The sequence below is a fragment of the Streptomyces spinosus genome (assembly GCF_020400655.1).
Classification (GTDB): domain Bacteria; phylum Actinomycetota; class Actinomycetes; order Streptomycetales; family Streptomycetaceae; genus Streptomyces; species Streptomyces argyrophylli.
Map to the genome: position 1 here is coordinate 11976 of NZ_JAINRC010000013.1, position 14481 is coordinate 26456.

General features: G+C 73.9%; 14 protein-coding genes. 6 read left to right on the forward strand and 8 right to left on the reverse strand.

Annotation, left to right across the window (positions count from 1 at the left end):
• Positions 1–36: 36 nt before the first annotated feature.
• Positions 37–1017 (reverse strand): AraC family transcriptional regulator, encoded by a 981-nt coding sequence (locus LG395_RS24195; protein ID WP_225811173.1) that lies wholly within the window; start codon positions 1015–1017, stop codon positions 37–39.
• A 310-nt stretch (positions 1018–1327) separates the two neighbouring features.
• Here LG395_RS24195 and LG395_RS24200 point away from each other — a divergent pair, with 310 nt between their 5' ends.
• From LG395_RS24200 to LG395_RS24215, 4 genes are all read left to right on the forward strand, one after another.
• Positions 1328–2053, forward strand: coding sequence for an alpha/beta fold hydrolase (locus LG395_RS24200; RefSeq protein WP_225811174.1), 726 nt, complete (start codon positions 1328–1330; stop codon positions 2051–2053).
• Between the two features lie 42 nt (positions 2054–2095).
• The gene (locus LG395_RS24205; protein ID WP_225811175.1) at positions 2096–2944 is read left to right on the forward strand and encodes an alpha/beta fold hydrolase; all 849 of its coding nucleotides are present in this window, start codon (positions 2096–2098) and stop codon (positions 2942–2944) included.
• Positions 2945–3040: 96 nt separating this feature from the next.
• Positions 3041–3688, forward strand: a complete 648-nt coding sequence (locus LG395_RS24210; RefSeq protein WP_225811176.1) for a DUF4232 domain-containing protein — start codon at positions 3041–3043, stop codon at positions 3686–3688.
• 60 nt (positions 3689–3748) lie between these two features.
• A complete protein-coding gene (locus tag LG395_RS24215) occupies positions 3749–4393 on the forward strand; it encodes a TMEM175 family protein (protein WP_225811177.1) in 645 nt (214 codons plus the stop codon).
• A 15-nt stretch (positions 4394–4408) separates the two neighbouring features.
• On the opposite strand, the gene LG395_RS24220 is transcribed toward LG395_RS24215, so the two are convergent.
• The 3 genes from LG395_RS24220 to mdlC all read right to left on the reverse strand — a co-directional run bounded on the left by LG395_RS24220 (position 4409) and on the right by mdlC (position 8821).
• Positions 4409–5656 carry an MFS transporter gene (locus LG395_RS24220; RefSeq protein ID WP_171158834.1) on the reverse strand — a complete coding sequence of 416 codons (1248 nt, stop codon included), beginning with the start codon at positions 5654–5656 and terminating at the stop codon, positions 4409–4411.
• Positions 5657–5732: 76 nt separating this feature from the next.
• Positions 5733–7187 carry a benzaldehyde dehydrogenase gene (locus LG395_RS24225; RefSeq protein WP_225811178.1) on the reverse strand — a complete coding sequence of 485 codons (1455 nt, stop codon included), beginning with the start codon at positions 7185–7187 and terminating at the stop codon, positions 5733–5735.
• A 53-nt stretch (positions 7188–7240) separates the two neighbouring features.
• The gene (mdlC, locus tag LG395_RS24230) at positions 7241–8821 is read right to left on the reverse strand and encodes a benzoylformate decarboxylase (RefSeq protein ID WP_308071313.1); all 1581 of its coding nucleotides are present in this window, start codon (positions 8819–8821) and stop codon (positions 7241–7243) included.
• Positions 8822–8916: 95 nt separating this feature from the next.
• On the opposite strand from mdlC, the gene LG395_RS24235 reads away from it, so the two are divergent.
• A complete protein-coding gene (locus LG395_RS24235; RefSeq protein ID WP_171158837.1) occupies positions 8917–9846 on the forward strand; it encodes a LysR family transcriptional regulator in 930 nt (309 codons plus the stop codon).
• Positions 9847–9963: 117 nt separating this feature from the next.
• Here LG395_RS24235 and LG395_RS24240 read toward each other — a convergent pair whose 3' ends face one another.
• From LG395_RS24240 to LG395_RS24255, 4 genes are read right to left on the reverse strand one after another with little or no spacing between them, the layout of a single operon-like run.
• Complete coding sequence (locus LG395_RS24240) at positions 9964–11196, reverse strand: cytochrome P450 family protein (protein ID WP_263982986.1); 1233 nt, start codon at positions 11194–11196, stop codon at positions 9964–9966.
• 5 nt (positions 11197–11201) lie between these two features.
• On the reverse strand, positions 11202–12278 hold the full coding sequence (locus tag LG395_RS24245; protein WP_225811181.1) for an amidohydrolase family protein: 1077 nt from the start codon (positions 12276–12278) through the stop codon (positions 11202–11204).
• The gene (locus LG395_RS24250; protein ID WP_171158840.1) at positions 12275–13162 is read right to left on the reverse strand and encodes an NAD(P)-dependent oxidoreductase; all 888 of its coding nucleotides are present in this window, start codon (positions 13160–13162) and stop codon (positions 12275–12277) included. The genes LG395_RS24245 and LG395_RS24250 overlap by 4 nt, the downstream gene beginning before the upstream one ends.
• Positions 13159–13497, reverse strand: a complete 339-nt coding sequence (locus LG395_RS24255; protein WP_171158841.1) for an antibiotic biosynthesis monooxygenase family protein — start codon at positions 13495–13497, stop codon at positions 13159–13161. Before LG395_RS24255 ends, LG395_RS24250 begins: the two co-directional genes overlap by 4 nt.
• Positions 13498–13834: 337 nt before the next feature.
• On the opposite strand from LG395_RS24255, the gene LG395_RS24260 reads away from it, so the two are divergent.
• Positions 13835–14161, forward strand: coding sequence for a hypothetical protein (locus LG395_RS24260; protein WP_372463467.1), 327 nt, complete (start codon positions 13835–13837; stop codon positions 14159–14161).
• Positions 14162–14481 lie beyond the last annotated feature (320 nt).

Genomic DNA, 14481 nt, shown 5'->3' on the forward strand with positions numbered 1-14481 from the left:
GCCCGTCGGGCGCCGACGCGCGCGGCGGGGTCCGGATCACCCGGTGGCGTCCCCCGCCTCCGCCCGCTGGAGCCGCCGCCACTCGCTCGGCGCCACCCCGTACGCCGTCCGGAAGCGCCGGCTGAAGTGGCTGGGGCTGCCGAACCCGCAGCGGGCGGCGATCGCCGCCACGGTGAGCCGGTCGTACCGGGCGGAGGCCAGCATCTGCCGTGCCTTGCCGAGACGCTCGGTGATGAGCCACTGCTCCAGGCTGAGCCCCGCCCCGCCGAGCACCACGTAGAGCCGGCGCACGGAGACCGCGTGCTCCGCCGCGATCCGTTCCGGCGTCAGATCGCGGTCCGCGAGGTGGCGCCGCGCGTAGGCCATGATCCGGGTGAGCAGGGTGTCGTCCATGACGGACCGGGCCGCGGCGGACTCCTCGACGTGCGCGGCCGACACGAGCAGCGCGCGCACCAGATCGGTCGTCGCGGACGCCAGATGGTGCGCGCCGGGGTCGGTCTCCAGGCCGTCCGGATCGCGCCACACCCCGCGCAGATGCGTCAGCACCAGGTCGTACAGGGGGCTGGCACGCAGCCGTTCCGCCGCCCGCACCACCACCTTTGGCGGCAGGCCGAGCCGCTGCGCGTCGAACATCATCGACTGGGACGCCCCGTCACCGGACCAGCCGTACACCCGGGGCGACAGCTCGTGGAAGACACAGATGTCGTCCGAGCCCAACAGCCGCCGCGCGCCGGACACCTCGGCCCGGTGCACGCCCTCGGGCTGGAGCGAGACGGAGACGATCGGGTCGCTGCGGTGGTGCCGGACGTGCCGTTCCGTGCGCCGCACCTCGAAGCCGGAGTTGCGGGTGGCGAAGAGATGCAGATCGCCCACCCGCCACATCCGCATCCGGGCGTGGATGCCGGACGCGGGCTCCTCGTGGACCACGTCGTTGGGTACCGAGGAGTCCGTCAGCGCGTGGTGGAACGCCTCGGCCCGGTCACAGGGCGCCACGGTGGCGAGATCGAGCAGCAGCACACAACCCTCCGAATCGGTGTCCCGGATGCCGGGATGCCGACGATACGGCGACTCCGAAGGGGCAGGTGGCCGCCGAGCGCGCACAGGCCACAGATGGTGCACCGACAGTCAATCCGCCCGATCCGGCCCGCCCTAGGGTCTCGGACGTACCGGTGGTTCCGCCCACGGCGTGGTGGCGCGCTCCCCGCGCACGAACCGGGCGGCCGACCCGTCCGGACGTCCCGCGGCCCCGGCACCACCCACGGGCCACCCGCCCGCCCGGCAGCCGGGCACGGGCCGGCACCCGCCCCAGAGACCAGGGAGTTCCCTCATGTCCCGTACCGACGCACCGACCGTCGTCCTCGTCCACGGCGCCTTCGCCGACGCCTCCAGCTACGCCGAGGTCATCCCCCGGCTGATCGCCCGCGGCCTCGACGTCGTCGCCCCGGCCGTACCCAACCGCAGCCTCCTCGGTGACGCCGCCTACGTCGCCGGGATCGTCCGTCAGATCCCCGGCCCCGTCGTCCTGGTGGGCCACTCCTACGGTGGTGCCGTGATCACGGTCGCCGGGACCGAGGACAACGTCAGCGCCCTGGTCTACCTGGCCGGCTACGCCCTGGAGGAGGGCGAGAGCCTCGGCGAGCTGCAGGGCCGCTTCCCCGACTCCGACCTGGCCGACGCCCTCGTCTACACCCCGTTCCCGGCCGAGGGCTCCGACCAGCCCGGAACCGACGTGTCGGTCCGGCCGGACAGGTTCCCGGCCATCTTCGCCGCCGACGTCGACCCCCGCCTCGCCTCCACCCTCGCCGTGTCCCAGCGCCCGCTGGCCGCGCGGGCCTTCACCGAGGCCGCTCCGGCCGCGGCCTGGAAGACCAAGCCGTCCTGGGGCCTGGTCGACTCCGCCGACCACACCATCAACCCGGACGTGGAGCGCTACGGCTACCGGCGGGCCGGCATGACCACCGTCGAGGTGGACTCCTCCCACCTGGTCATGCTCGCCCACCCCGAGCGGGTGGTGCGCCTCATCGAGGACGCCGTCCGGGCCACCTCCCGCTGACCCCGGCCCGCGCCCCCCTCCACCCCTGACAGAGAGCGAACGATGAACCCACCGATCTCGCGCCGTACCGTGACCACGTCCCTCCTGGCCGGCGCCGCCGCACTGGGCACCGCCGGCATCGCGCACGCCGCGCCGGCCGCCGGCCGTCCGGCCACCGGACACGGCCGCCCGGCCGACCCCACCGTCGTCCTGATCCACGGCGCGTTCGCCGACGGCTCCAGCTGGCGCGCCGTCGTCCAGCGTCTGCTGCGGCAGGGCCACCGCGTCCTGGTGCCCGCCCTGCCCCTGCGCGGACTGGCGAGCGACGCCGCCTACATCCGCAGCGTCCTGGAGAGCGTCAGCGGACCGGTCGTGCTGGTCGGGCACTCCTACGGCGGCGCCGTCATCAGCCAGGCCGCGGCCGGACTCCCGAGCGTCAAGGCGCTCGTCTACATCGCCGCCTTCGTCCCCGAGATCGGGGAGAGCGCGCTCCAGCTCACCGGCAAGTTCCCCGGCAGCACCCTGGGCGAGGCGACCGTCACCCAGCACTACCCGCTGCCCGACGGCGGCCAGGGCGACGAACTGGTCATCAGAAAGGACCTGTTCCGCGACCAGTTCGCGGCGGGTGTCCCCGTGCCGACCGCCCAGGTCATGGCCGCCGGGCAGCGCCCGATCACCCTCGCGGCACTCCAGGAACCGGCCACCGCCGCCGCGTGGAAGAAGATCCCGAGCTGGTATCTCGTGGCGACCGAGGACCGCAACATCCCGCCGGCCGCCGAACGCTGGATGGCCGAGCGCGCCCGCGCCCACACCATCGCCGTCCGCGCCCCGCACGCGGTGTCCGTGAGCGACCCCGGCCCCGTCACCGACCTGATCCTGCGCGCCGTCCGGTCCGTACGCACCGGTCACTGACCCGGCCCGCCGCCCGTCACCGCGCCGGCCCCTCGGGCCGGCGCCCACACCTGCCACGGCGCCCGCGAGCCCGGGACGCCCCGAGGAAGAAGCACCATGACGTTCCGTCGCATCCTGCCCGCCGTACTCGCCGGCTGCGCCGTGCTGACCGCGTGTACGAGCCGCGGCGCGGACGGCACCTCCGGGAGTACCGTGCCCCCGTCCGCCACCGGTACGCCGTCGGCGACCGCCCCGGGTCCCGCCGGCGGCGACACCCCGGGCCCCGCCGAGCCGGCCGGCACCGGCACCGGCACGGCGGTGGCGTCGCCCGCCGCGCCGGCGCCGAAACGCTGCCGCACCTCCGACCTGACGGCGTCCCTCGGACCCGACCACCCCGGGGCCGGGCAGGAGAACTTCGCCCTCGTGCTGACCAACCGGTCCCCGCGCGCCTGCAGCCTGTACGGCTTCCCGGGCGTGGCGTTCGTCGACGCGGCGGGCGAGGCAGTCACCCCGGACCCCGAGCGGGCCACCGACCAGCCGCCACAGCGGGTGACGCTCGCCCCGGGGGCCGACGCCTGGTCGGCGCTGAGCTACACCGATCCGGCGATCACCGGCGTCACCACCGTCACCCCACGGGCCCTGCTGGTCACCCCGCCCGACGAGACCACCCCGCTCTCCGTCCGCTGGACCGGTCGTCAGGTCTCCAACACCGGCAAGGCGTCCGTCCCCCGGGTGAGTCCCCTCAGGGCGGGCAGCGGGGCCTGAGACACCCGCCCCGGCCCGGTCCTGTCCCGTCCCGTCGTCAACCAGCGCTCAGGAGCCAGTGTGTCCCGCACCCGCTTCCGCGGATTCTCCCGGTCCGACACCACCCGAGCGGAGGCCTTCAGCGACGGCGTGCTGGCCATCGCCGTCACGCTGCTCGCCCTCGGCCTCGCCGATCCACCGCACCGGCCGGGCGGCCTCGGCCACGCCCTGCTGGCCCAGTGGCCCGCCTACCTCGGCTACCTGGCCTCCTTCGGATACGTGTCGGTCATCTGGCTCAACCACCACCAGGCCTTCGTGCGGGTCCGCGTGATGGACCGGGGACTGCACGCCGCGAACCTGCTGCTGTTGTTCAGCACCGCGGCGCTGTCGTTCCCCACCGCGGTCGTCGCGGACGCGCTCCAGGCGGACCCCGACGGCTCCGACGCCCGGGTCGCCGTCGCCCTCTACGCCGGTCTGGCGGCGGTGATGTGCCTGAGCTGGGTGGCCTTCTACCACCAACTCGCCCGCCGCCCCGAGCTGTTGGTCCCGGACGTGGAGAGCACGTACGTACGGCACGGCCGCCTGCGCTCCTGGGCGGGAGCCCTGGCGTACGGCGCCGCGGGGCTGCTCGGCGTGCTCGTCGCACCGCCGGCGGCAGTCGCCGTCTTCGTCGTGCTCCCGGTGTTCTACTTCGTCACCAGCGACGGTTTCCCCGCGGAACGGTGAGCGGACGCGGCCGCGTCAGGCCCCGGGTTCCCGCGGGGGCCGGGCCGGGAGGGTGAGCACCGCCAGGAAGGCCAGGACGGCCACCGCGGCGAAGAAGTAGAAGCCCCACGGATGACCGACCCCGGCGGAGACCAGGGCACCGGTGACCGACGGGCCGACGATGGAGCCGATGCGGCCGATGCCGGACGCGGAGCCGAGCGCGGTGCCGCGGACGGAGGCCGGGTAGAACTGCGTGACGTAGGCGTAGACGAGCACCTGTGCCGAGAAGACGAACACGCCGGTGAGGAAGACGACGGTGTCGAGCAGCAGGTCGCTGTCCATCTTCACGCCGAGACAGGCCAGCATGCCCACCGAGACCGCGAACCAGCCCAGCGTGGTGAGCTTGATGCCGCGCCGGTCGGCCACGAAACCGCCCAGCACCAGTCCGGCCACACCGCCGACGTTGAGTACGAGGAGCTGGGTGACGGCCGTCGGGACGGGGTATCCGGCGTCGTTCATGAGCTTGGGCAGCCAGGTGTTGAGGCCGTAGACCAGCAGCAGGCCCATGAAGGAGGCGACCCAGATCCCGATGCCGGCGCGGAGGTAGGCGGGCTTGAGCAGTTCGGCGAACGGGACGCGCCCGGTGCCGGGTGCCTCCTTGGCGCGGACGAACGCCTCCGACTCCGGCAGCCGGAACCACTGGACGACCGCGACGACCAGTCCGGCGGCGCCCAGGACGTAGAAGAGGACCTCCCAGTCGCCGGTCACCCGCAGCGCCAGCAGCGAGGTGATCACGGCGCCGGTGTGGTAGCCGGTCATCGTGAGCGTGCTGGCGCGCGCCCGCCGGTCCGCCGGCATGTGTTCGGCCATCATCGTCAGGGACACCGGCATGCACGCGCCGAGCCCGAGACCGGCGACGAGGCGGAGCGCGGCGAACGTCGTGACCGAGCCGGCGAGCGGCACCAGCAGCGTGAAGACCGAGAAGAGCACGACCGAACCGATGAGCAGCAGGCGGCGGCCGAGCCGGTCGGCCAGCGGGCCGACCAGCACCGCGCCGATGGCGACGCCGACGAGCGACAGCGTGGCGACGGTGGTCGCGTCCCCCGCGGTCATGCCCAGGTGACGCGTCTTGAGCAGGGTCGGGATGATGGCGCCGAGGACCACGAGGTCGTAGCCCTCCAGCAGGACGGTGATCCAGCACAGGACCACCGTCCACAGGTCGCGTCCGGCGGTGCCGGTCCCCGTGGCGGTGCCGGACGCGTCGGACGAGGCGATGGATGACATGGCGATGTTCCCCCTGTGAGCGGCTGCGGGAGATGAAGGTGGGCGCGGTGCTTCGTGGTGGTGCCGGGTTTCCGGTTCAGAACGGGTAGTCGGCGATGTCCGGCCGCACGGTGAGCCACTGCGTCTCGGTGAACGCCTCGATGCTGGCGGCCGCTCCGCCGAAGCGGGAGCCGGTGCCCGACGCCTTGACCCCGCCGAAGGGCGCGTGGGGCTCGTCGCCGACGGTCTGTTCGTTGATGTGGACCTTGCCGGAGTCGATCCGGTCGGCGAGCCTCATCGCCGTACCGACGTCACCGAGGATGCCGACGGACAGCCCGTACTCGCAGTCGTTCACGATCCGCGCGGCCTCCTCCAGCGTGGAGAAACCCATGACGGGTGCGACGGGTCCGAAGATCTCCTCGCGCCACGCCGGCATGTCGGTGCTCACGTCCGTCAGGACGGTGGCCCGGTACCCGGCGCCCACGATCTCGCCGCCCGCGGCCAGCGTCGCGCCCGCCGCGACGCTCCCGGTCACGATGGCGTGCACCCGCTCCAGCTGCCGCCGGTCGATGACCGGGCCGAGCGCCACGTCCTCCCGGGCGGGATCACCGACGGGCAGCGCACGGGCCTTCGCTGCGAGCGCGGCGGTGTACTCCTCCAGCAGGGACTCGTGCACGAGGTGGCGGCCCGTCGTCATGCAGATCTGCCCCTGGTGCAGGTACGAGCCGAACGCACCGGCCGAGGCCGCCTTCCCCACATCGGCGCCGGGCAGCACCACCAGGGCGTTGTTCCCGCCGAGTTCGAGGTGGGCCCGCTTGAGCAGACGGCCGGCCCGCTCGCCGATGACCCGTCCCACCGGCGTCGACCCGGTGAAGGAGACGACCCGCACCTCGGGGGCCTCGACCACCGCCTCGCCGACCGTGCCGTCCCCCGGGAGCAGATGGAGCACACCAGGGGGCAGTCCTGCCTCCTCGAAGACCCGCGCGATGACGACACCGCCGCTCACCGCCGTACGCGGATCCGGCTTGAGCAGCACCGCGTTGCCCAGCGCCAGCGCGGGAGCCACCGAACGCAGCCCCAGGAGCAGCGGGAAGTTGAACGGCGCGATCACGCTCACCACCCCGGCCGGGCGGCGGCGGGCGAACGACCAGCGGGGGTCCTCGGACGCCAGCACCTCACCGTGCGGATGCGTCGGCAGCGCCGCGCACTCGAAGCACTCGCCCCGCGCCAGTGCCACCTCCGAACCGGCCTTGGCACGGACGGAGCCCGCCTCCCGCACCAGCCAGTCCTCGATCTCGGCGGCGTGCTCGGTGAACAGCTCGCCCGCGCGGCGCAGTACGGCCGCCCGCGCCTGGGGAGGGGTGGCCGCCCAGGCCCGCTGCGCCTCGGCGGCGCGGGCGGCGGCGGTGGTCACCTCCCCGGCCGTGGCCAGGCCCACGGTGCCGAGCCGCGCCCCGGTCGCCGGTTCGACGACCGGCTGTCCGCGGGTGGCGTCCTTCCAGCCGTCGCCGAAAAGCTTCCTGCTCCAGACCTCGTCGTCCAGGAGTGTCATCCGATTCCCTTCGTGGAGTCGCCGTGGAACGGGCACTCGCGCGCGGAGCGCGCTCAGGAGGGTGTGGTGAGCGCCGTGTCCACCTGGACGAGCCGGGGCCCGTCCGGGTGTGCGGCGAGGACCGCCCGCAGCTCGTCCACGCCCTCCGCGTGTACGGCGGGCACCCCGTAGCCCTCCGCGATACGGGTGAAGTCCAGGCCGGGGATGTCCAGTCCCGGCGCGTCCGGCACGCCGAGGAGGCCGCCGAACCAGCGCAACGCGCCGTACGTCCCGTTGCGCAGCAGCACCACGGTGAGCGGGAGCCGGTGCCGGGCGGCCGTCCACAGGGCGGTGATGCCGTAGTTGGCCGAGCCGTCCCCGACCACCCCCACGACCGGCCGGCCGGGGCGGCCCAGGGCGACCCCGACCGCGCCGGGCAGGCCGAACCCGAGGCCGCCCGCCGCCGGGAAGTAGTAGGAGCCGGGCCGGCGCAGATCCATCTGGCGCCACCACGCGGAGGCGGTCGACGTCGACTCCACCACGTACGCGGTGTCGGCGGGCAGTTCGTCCCGCAGGGCCGCGAAGACCTCCTCCGGGTGCAGGCGCGGGCCCTCGGCGGAGCGCGGCGCCGGCACGGGCCGGTAGTCGCCCACGGGCTCGCCGGACGCGCCGAGCGCCTCCGTCAGCAGCTCGATCACCGCGCCGGGGTCGGCGACCAGCGCCTCGCCCACGGGCGCCCGCGCGGCGGCGGACGCGTCCTCCGTCACCTGGATCAGCCGGGTGCCCGCCGGCAGATAGCGCCCGGGGAGATGTTCGTGGTAGCGGAACACGGGGGCGCCGAGCACCAGCACCAGGTCATGGCCCTCGAAGGCCCGGCAGACCGGCTCGATGCCGGCGGGCAGCACCCCGCGGAACAGCGGGTGGCGGTTGGGGAAGGGCAGCCGGAAGAGCGAGGGCGCCGCCCACACCGGGCCGCCGAGCCGCTCGGCCAGCCGCACCGCGTCGTCGAAGTGTCCGGCCGTGTCGATGTCACCGCCCAGGACGAGCGCGGGGCGCCGGGCGCCGGCCACCGCCTCGGCCAGCCGTCGGCCCTGCTCGCCGGCGGGCACCCCCGCGCGCTCGACCCGCCGGTCCAGCACGGCGGGCGCGTTCTCGCCCGCGTCGGCCGCCCAGTCGTCGTAGGGGACGGAGAGGTAGGCCGGCCGGCGCTGCAACCGCGCCTCGAAGACGGCCTGGGCGAGCGCTCGCGGGACGTCCTGGGCGCACGCCGGTTCCGCGGCCCAGCCGACGAGCGGCCTCATGAGCGCCGGGGCGTCGACGTTGGCGAGGTTGGCCTCCGGCCCGATGGCCGGCCGCACCTGCTGACCGGCCACGATCACCAGGGGCGTCCGCGAGGCCACGGCATTCGTCAGCGCCCCCATCGCGTTGCCGGAACCGGAGGCGGCGTGCAGATTGACCAGCACCGGCCGGCCCGTCGCCTGGGCGTAGCCGTCGGCCATGCCCACGACGGCACCCTCGTGCAGGCCCAGCACGTACCGGAACCCGTCCGGGAGGCCGGTGAGGAAGGGCAGCTCGTTCGAACCGGGATTGCCGAAGACGGTGGTCAGCCCCTGGCGCTCCAGGAACTCGTGGGCGATACGGCGCACGGACGGCACAGGCGTTCCTCTCCGAAGTGACGCAGCACACGCTAGGGACCACGCGACCTGGCCACCAATAGATGTTGGCGCGCCCCGATATAGAGTCGATCGATATGAGCAGCTTCGATCTCAACCTCGCCCGGGTCTTCGTGCTGCTCTACGAGACCGGCAGCGTCACGGCCACCGCCGAGACCCTCCACGTCACCCAGCCGACGGTCAGCTACAGCCTCGCCAAACTCCGCCGGCACTTCGACGACGACCTCTTCCGCCGCACCGGCCGCGGCCTGACCCCGACCGCCGGCGCCCGCCGCCTCTACGAGCCGCTGCAACGCGCCCTGGCCGACATCGACGGGGCGGTCCGCCAGGGCGACGACTTCGACCCCGCGACCATGCCGGGCCGCTTCACCGTCGCCCTGTCCGACCTCGGCGAGGTGACCCTGCTGCCCCGGCTCGTGGCTGCCGCCCGCGCACGCGCTCCCCGGGTGTCCTTCACCGTCCGCGCCCTGGACGTCGACGACGCCGAGGGCCGGCTGCGCAGCGGCGAACTCGACGCGTTCGTCGCCACCCCCGTCCTGACCTCCCACCGCACCGTGCGCATCCCGCTCTTCCACGAGCGCTACGTCGGCATGGTCGCCGCCGACCACCCGCGCGTCCGGGGCGAGTCCGTCACCCTGGCCGAGCTGGCGGCCGAGCACCACGCCACGGTGTACGGCCCCAGCGGACACCTCGTCCCCCGGTCCGTGCTCGCCACCCACGGGCTCCTGGACCGGGCGGCCGTGGACGCCACCCGCTTCTCGATGCTGCCGTACCTGCTGGAACGCACCGACCTGATCGCGATCGTCCCCGAGTACGTCGGGGAGGTCTTCACCGCCTCGCACCGCCTGCGCCTGGTACGCCTGCCGTTCGAGACCGAGCCGATCGAGGTCGCCCTCTACGCCCGGCACGAGGCCTCCCGCAGCCCGTCCCAGCGCTGGCTGGTGCAGTTCATGGCGGAAGTGCTGGGCGAACGGGTCAGCCCGGCCCAACTGCCGCCCAGCGCCTAGGTGCGCTGTCCCGGGAGGACAGGCCCCGGCCCCACCGGCGCGCCCTCGCCCCACAGGCACCACCGCCCGGCCGGTCGCGCCGGCCGGGCGGTGGTGCCTGCCACGTCGTGCCGCCCCTCACCCCGCGGGATCGAGGACGACCGGCAGCTCCGCGAGGCCCCGGAAGGCCGGGAACGGGACCTCCAGCCAGCGCGGCCCGCCGGCGGGGTCGGCCAGGGCCATCCGGGGGAACCGTTCGAACAGGCGGGTGAGGGCCAGCTGGGTCTCCAGCCGCGCCAGCGGGGCCCCCAGGCAGTAGTGGCTGCCGTGCCCGAAACCGAGATGGGCGTCCTGCGCGTTGCCCGGCCGCCGCACGTCCAGCTCATCCGGCGCGTCGAACTTCCGCGGGTCGCGGTTGGCCGCGCTGAGCGCGATCTGGACCAGGGCTCCCTTGGGGATCCGTGTCCCGCCGTACTCCACGTCCTCGGTCGCGTAGCGGAACGTCGCGCTCTCCACCGAGCCGTCGTAGCGCACCAGTTCCTCGACCGCCGCACGGATCAGCTCCGGGTCCTCCCGTACGGCCCGCAGCTGGGCGGGATGCGACAGCAGGTGGTGGACGGCGTTGCCGATGAGGTACGCGGTCGTCTTGTGACCCGCGAACATCAGCAGGAACGCCGTGGAGACCAGTTCGCCCTCCGTCAGCCCGCCGTCGTTGTCGCGGGCCGCGATGAGCGCGCTGAGCAGATCGTCGGCCGGACGCTCCCGCTTGGCGGTGATGAGGTCCGTGAAGTAGGCGTGCAGGTCCTCCTCCGCCTGCTGCTGGGCCCGTTTGGCCTCCTCGCCGAAGCCGGTCTGCGCCACCGTGGTGGACAGGTGCTGCATCCGGGCCCGGTCCTCGGCCGGCACGCCGAGCAGATCGCAGATCACGATGATCGGCAGCGGGAACGCGAACACGGGCAGCAGGTCGAAGGGTTCCCGGGTGGGGCACCCGTCCAGCAGGTCCCGGACGATCTCCTCGATCCGCGGCCGCAGCGCCGCCACGCGCCGCGGGGTGAACGCCGAGTTGACCAGCCGGCGCAGCCGGGTGTGCTTCGGCGCGTCGGAGTTGAGCATGTTGTCGTCCAGCGCGACGGAGGAGTCACCGAAGATCCTCCGGTAGGCGTCCATGGCCCCGTACATGTCCTTGCTCAGCCGAGGATCCGCCAGGGCGGCCCGCGCGTCGTCGTACCGGGTGATCAAGTACGTCTCGTTGCCGTGCGGGGGACTCATGGGGCAGACGGGCGCCGCGTCGCGGAGCCGGGCGTAGACCGCGTGCGGATCGCGGCGGAACTCCGGGGTGCACCGCTCCGCCGCGGCGACGGCCTCTTGCATGGTGGTCACGGACGGCTCCCGAGGTCGAAGAGGGTCTGGGCGTTGCCGCCGAGGATGAGGCGCTGGGACGCCTCGTCGACCGGCAACTTCTCGATCATGTGGACGAAGTCCTCCAGCGGCGCGGCCATCGGCGGCGAGTCGGTGCCGAACAACATCCTTTCGGGGCCCAGCACTTCGGCGTTCAGGCTCAGGTGCGCGGCGCTGAAGGGGCTGGTGTCGACGTACATGCGGCCAAGGGCGGCGGCCGGGTCGGCCGAGGGCCGCTGGACCGCCGTGGCCACCGGCCGGCCGGCGGTCCGCTCCTCGGCGGCATGGTCCTCGGCCGTCCGCTCCGTGGCCGCCCGGCCCCCCGCTTCCGGGCGAGCGGCGTCGGACGCCCCGGCCCCGGACCGCCCGGGGGGCGGCGCGCCCCCGGCCCAGTGCCGGGGGCGCGCCGCCGTCCGCAGGCGCTCCGGCAGCAGCGCCATCGCGCCGCCGCCGGTCGCGCCGATCAACCGCAGACCCGGGTACTTGTCCAGCCACCCCGCGAACGCGATCATGGCCATGCCCATCGTGACGTCGCCGAAGCGGCCGATCTGCTCGACGAACCCGGTCTCGTCCACCCGTTCCGTACCGGCCGGCTCGGCCGGGGCGTGCACCAGCACCGGCACCCCCGCCTCCGCGGCCAGCGCGAAGAAGGAGTCGGCACGGGGCGAGCCGAGCAGCTCGCCGTGCACGCTGGACGTGGTGATCAGACCGACGAAGGCCGGGTCCGCGAGGGTCTCCCGGACCCCTTCGAGGTGGTCGTCGTCGCCGAACGGGTTGGCGTACACGTAGCCGCGCAACTGGTCCGGGAACCTCCGGATCAGCCCCGACATCCAGTCGTGGAAGCGGCGCAGCCGGTCGCGGGGCTGGGCGTAGTTGTCGACGCCCGGCACCCTCGCCATCGCGCCGGCCCCGACGGGGCTGCCGATGATCGTGAGGTCGATCCCGGCCTCGGCGCGGGCGGCGAGCATGCCGTCGACGTCGGTCAGGCTCGGGGGCATGGGGAAGCGTTCGGCCGCTTCCGGTGGGGACAGATGCCCGTGGATGTCGATGATCACGTGTCGGTTTCCGGTTTCGGTACGAGTGCGCGGGTGACCGCGGCACAGTCCTGGTCGCCCAGTCCCTGCTCGGTGGCACGGACGTGGGTCTCCGCCGCGGCGGTCGCCAACGGCAGGCTCAGGCCGACTGTCGCCGCCTGCTTGGAAGCGAGCATGAGGTCTTTCGCCATCAGCCGCAGCCTGAAGTCCGGCTCGTCGAAGCGGCCGGAGGCCAGGCGCCGGGACTTGAACGCCATGACCGGCGAGGCGAAACCGCTGCCCGCGACGGTCTTGAGGACCAGCTGCCGGTCGAGGCCACAGGCGCCCGCCAGTTCGGTGGCCTCGGCCAGGGCCTGCACCTCTATGCCCATCAGCAGGTTGAGGAGCAGTTTCATCCGCATGCCGGACCCCAGTGCGCCCAGATGGACGACCTCCTTGCCCAGCGTCTCCAGCAGCGGGCGGGCGGCGTCGAAGACGCGCTTGTCGCCGCCGGCGAACAGCCGCAGCTCCCCGTCGCGGGCGTGGTCGCGGTTGCCGAGCATGCCGACGTCCAGGACCGAGGGCGCGTCACCGGCGATCTGCGTGACCTCGTCGGGGGCGACGGTGCTCGCGCAGACCAGGACGCCCGGGTACGGGCCGTCGGCCAGCACGCCGTGCGGCCCGTGCAGTACGGCGCCGAGGGCCTCGCCGTCGGAGACGACGCAGAGGGCGGCGCTCGTGCCCGCGACGGCGTCGGCGGGGTGGTCGGCGACGTGGGCGCCCGCCTCGGCGAGCGGCGCGGTGCGCCGGGGGTCACGGTTCCAGACCCGGACCGGCACGCCCTGTTCGAGGAGGCGAGCGGCCAGGCCGGCGCCCATCGTGCCCAGACCGAGGACGGCCACGGGGCCGTTGACGGTGCCCGTCATGCGGACACCCCCTTGGTCTCCTTGACGACCCGGAACCGCATCGACTGGCGCTGGTCGACCCACTGGCGCAGCGGGGCCACCAGTTCCTGGTGCTCCTGGCTCTGCTGCCAGGCGAAGAAGTCCTCGGCCGACCGCCACTCGCTGGTGATCACCCACTGGCGGGAGTCGTCGACGGGCTCTCCGAGCCGCTCGACGATGTGGCCGGGGGTGTTGGACACGGACTTGCGGAGGTGTTCGTAGAGATCGAGGAAGCCCTGCTCGCCGCCCTCGACCACGCGGACCGCGAAGACGACGTTCAGCTTCTCGGCCGGCAGGCCGTTGTGGTTGGTGCCCATGTGTCTCCTCCTGAGTGAGATCCGGCAGGACACGACACCAACGGACTCATGTCGCTCGTACGGCCGCAACTCCGAACGGGGGAGGGGCCGGTCGGCACAAGGGGTGCACGTTCCGTCATTAGTCATTTCGAGTGACGAACAGGGGTCGTCCCCGCGGGTGACGCGCCGTACGGCGACCGGGTGACGGCTCGTCGCCCGGGATGAAAGGATGATCACCCTGAGAGGTGACACCGGGGCGGGCTCCCCGGGAGGGGAGTGGCGCGGCGTGCCCGACAGGCCGGCGGAAGAAGCGGCAGGCGAGGCGGCGCAGGGGACCGGTGCGGCACCGTGCCGGGTCGTGGTGTGCCGGGACTGCTGCTGCGGCAGCCCCAAGGTGACCGGCGTCGACCACGCGGCGCAGACCGCGCGGCTGCGGGCCGAGGTGCCCGTGCGTGTCTCCGACTGCCTCGACGTCTGCGAGCAGGCCAACGTCATCGTCGTACAGCCGTCCGCCGCCGGGCGGGCCGCCGGGGCGCGCCCGGTCTGGCTGGGGCTCGTCAACGACCCGGACGCGACCGAGGACATCGTCACCTGGGTGCGCGCGGGCGGCCCGGGCGTGGCCCCCCTGCCGGACATCCTCGGCCTGTACGCCTTCACACCACCCCGGCGGCGCACGGCTCCCTGAGGCCCGGTCCGTGCCGGCTGCGGTCCCGGCGGGCGTACGGGGGACGGGCCTCGGCGGGGTGCCGGTCACGCGGTACGGCGTGTCCGAACCGACGAGGGACGACGGGAACCGGTGAGAACCCGGCACGGTCGCGCCCCTGTGTGCGGGCACCCGCGGATTCGGCCTGGTCTTCGGCGAGTTGGCCGAGCGGTCGCGAGCGCGCGGGGGCGGGCGGTCCCGACCGGGTCGTCGAAGGGCCCTCCGGGTGCGTTTCCGGCGGACTCCCGGGCCGTCCCGTTTCGGCGCGGCCCCCGCTCGGCGGGCGGCCGGCCGTTCCGCGG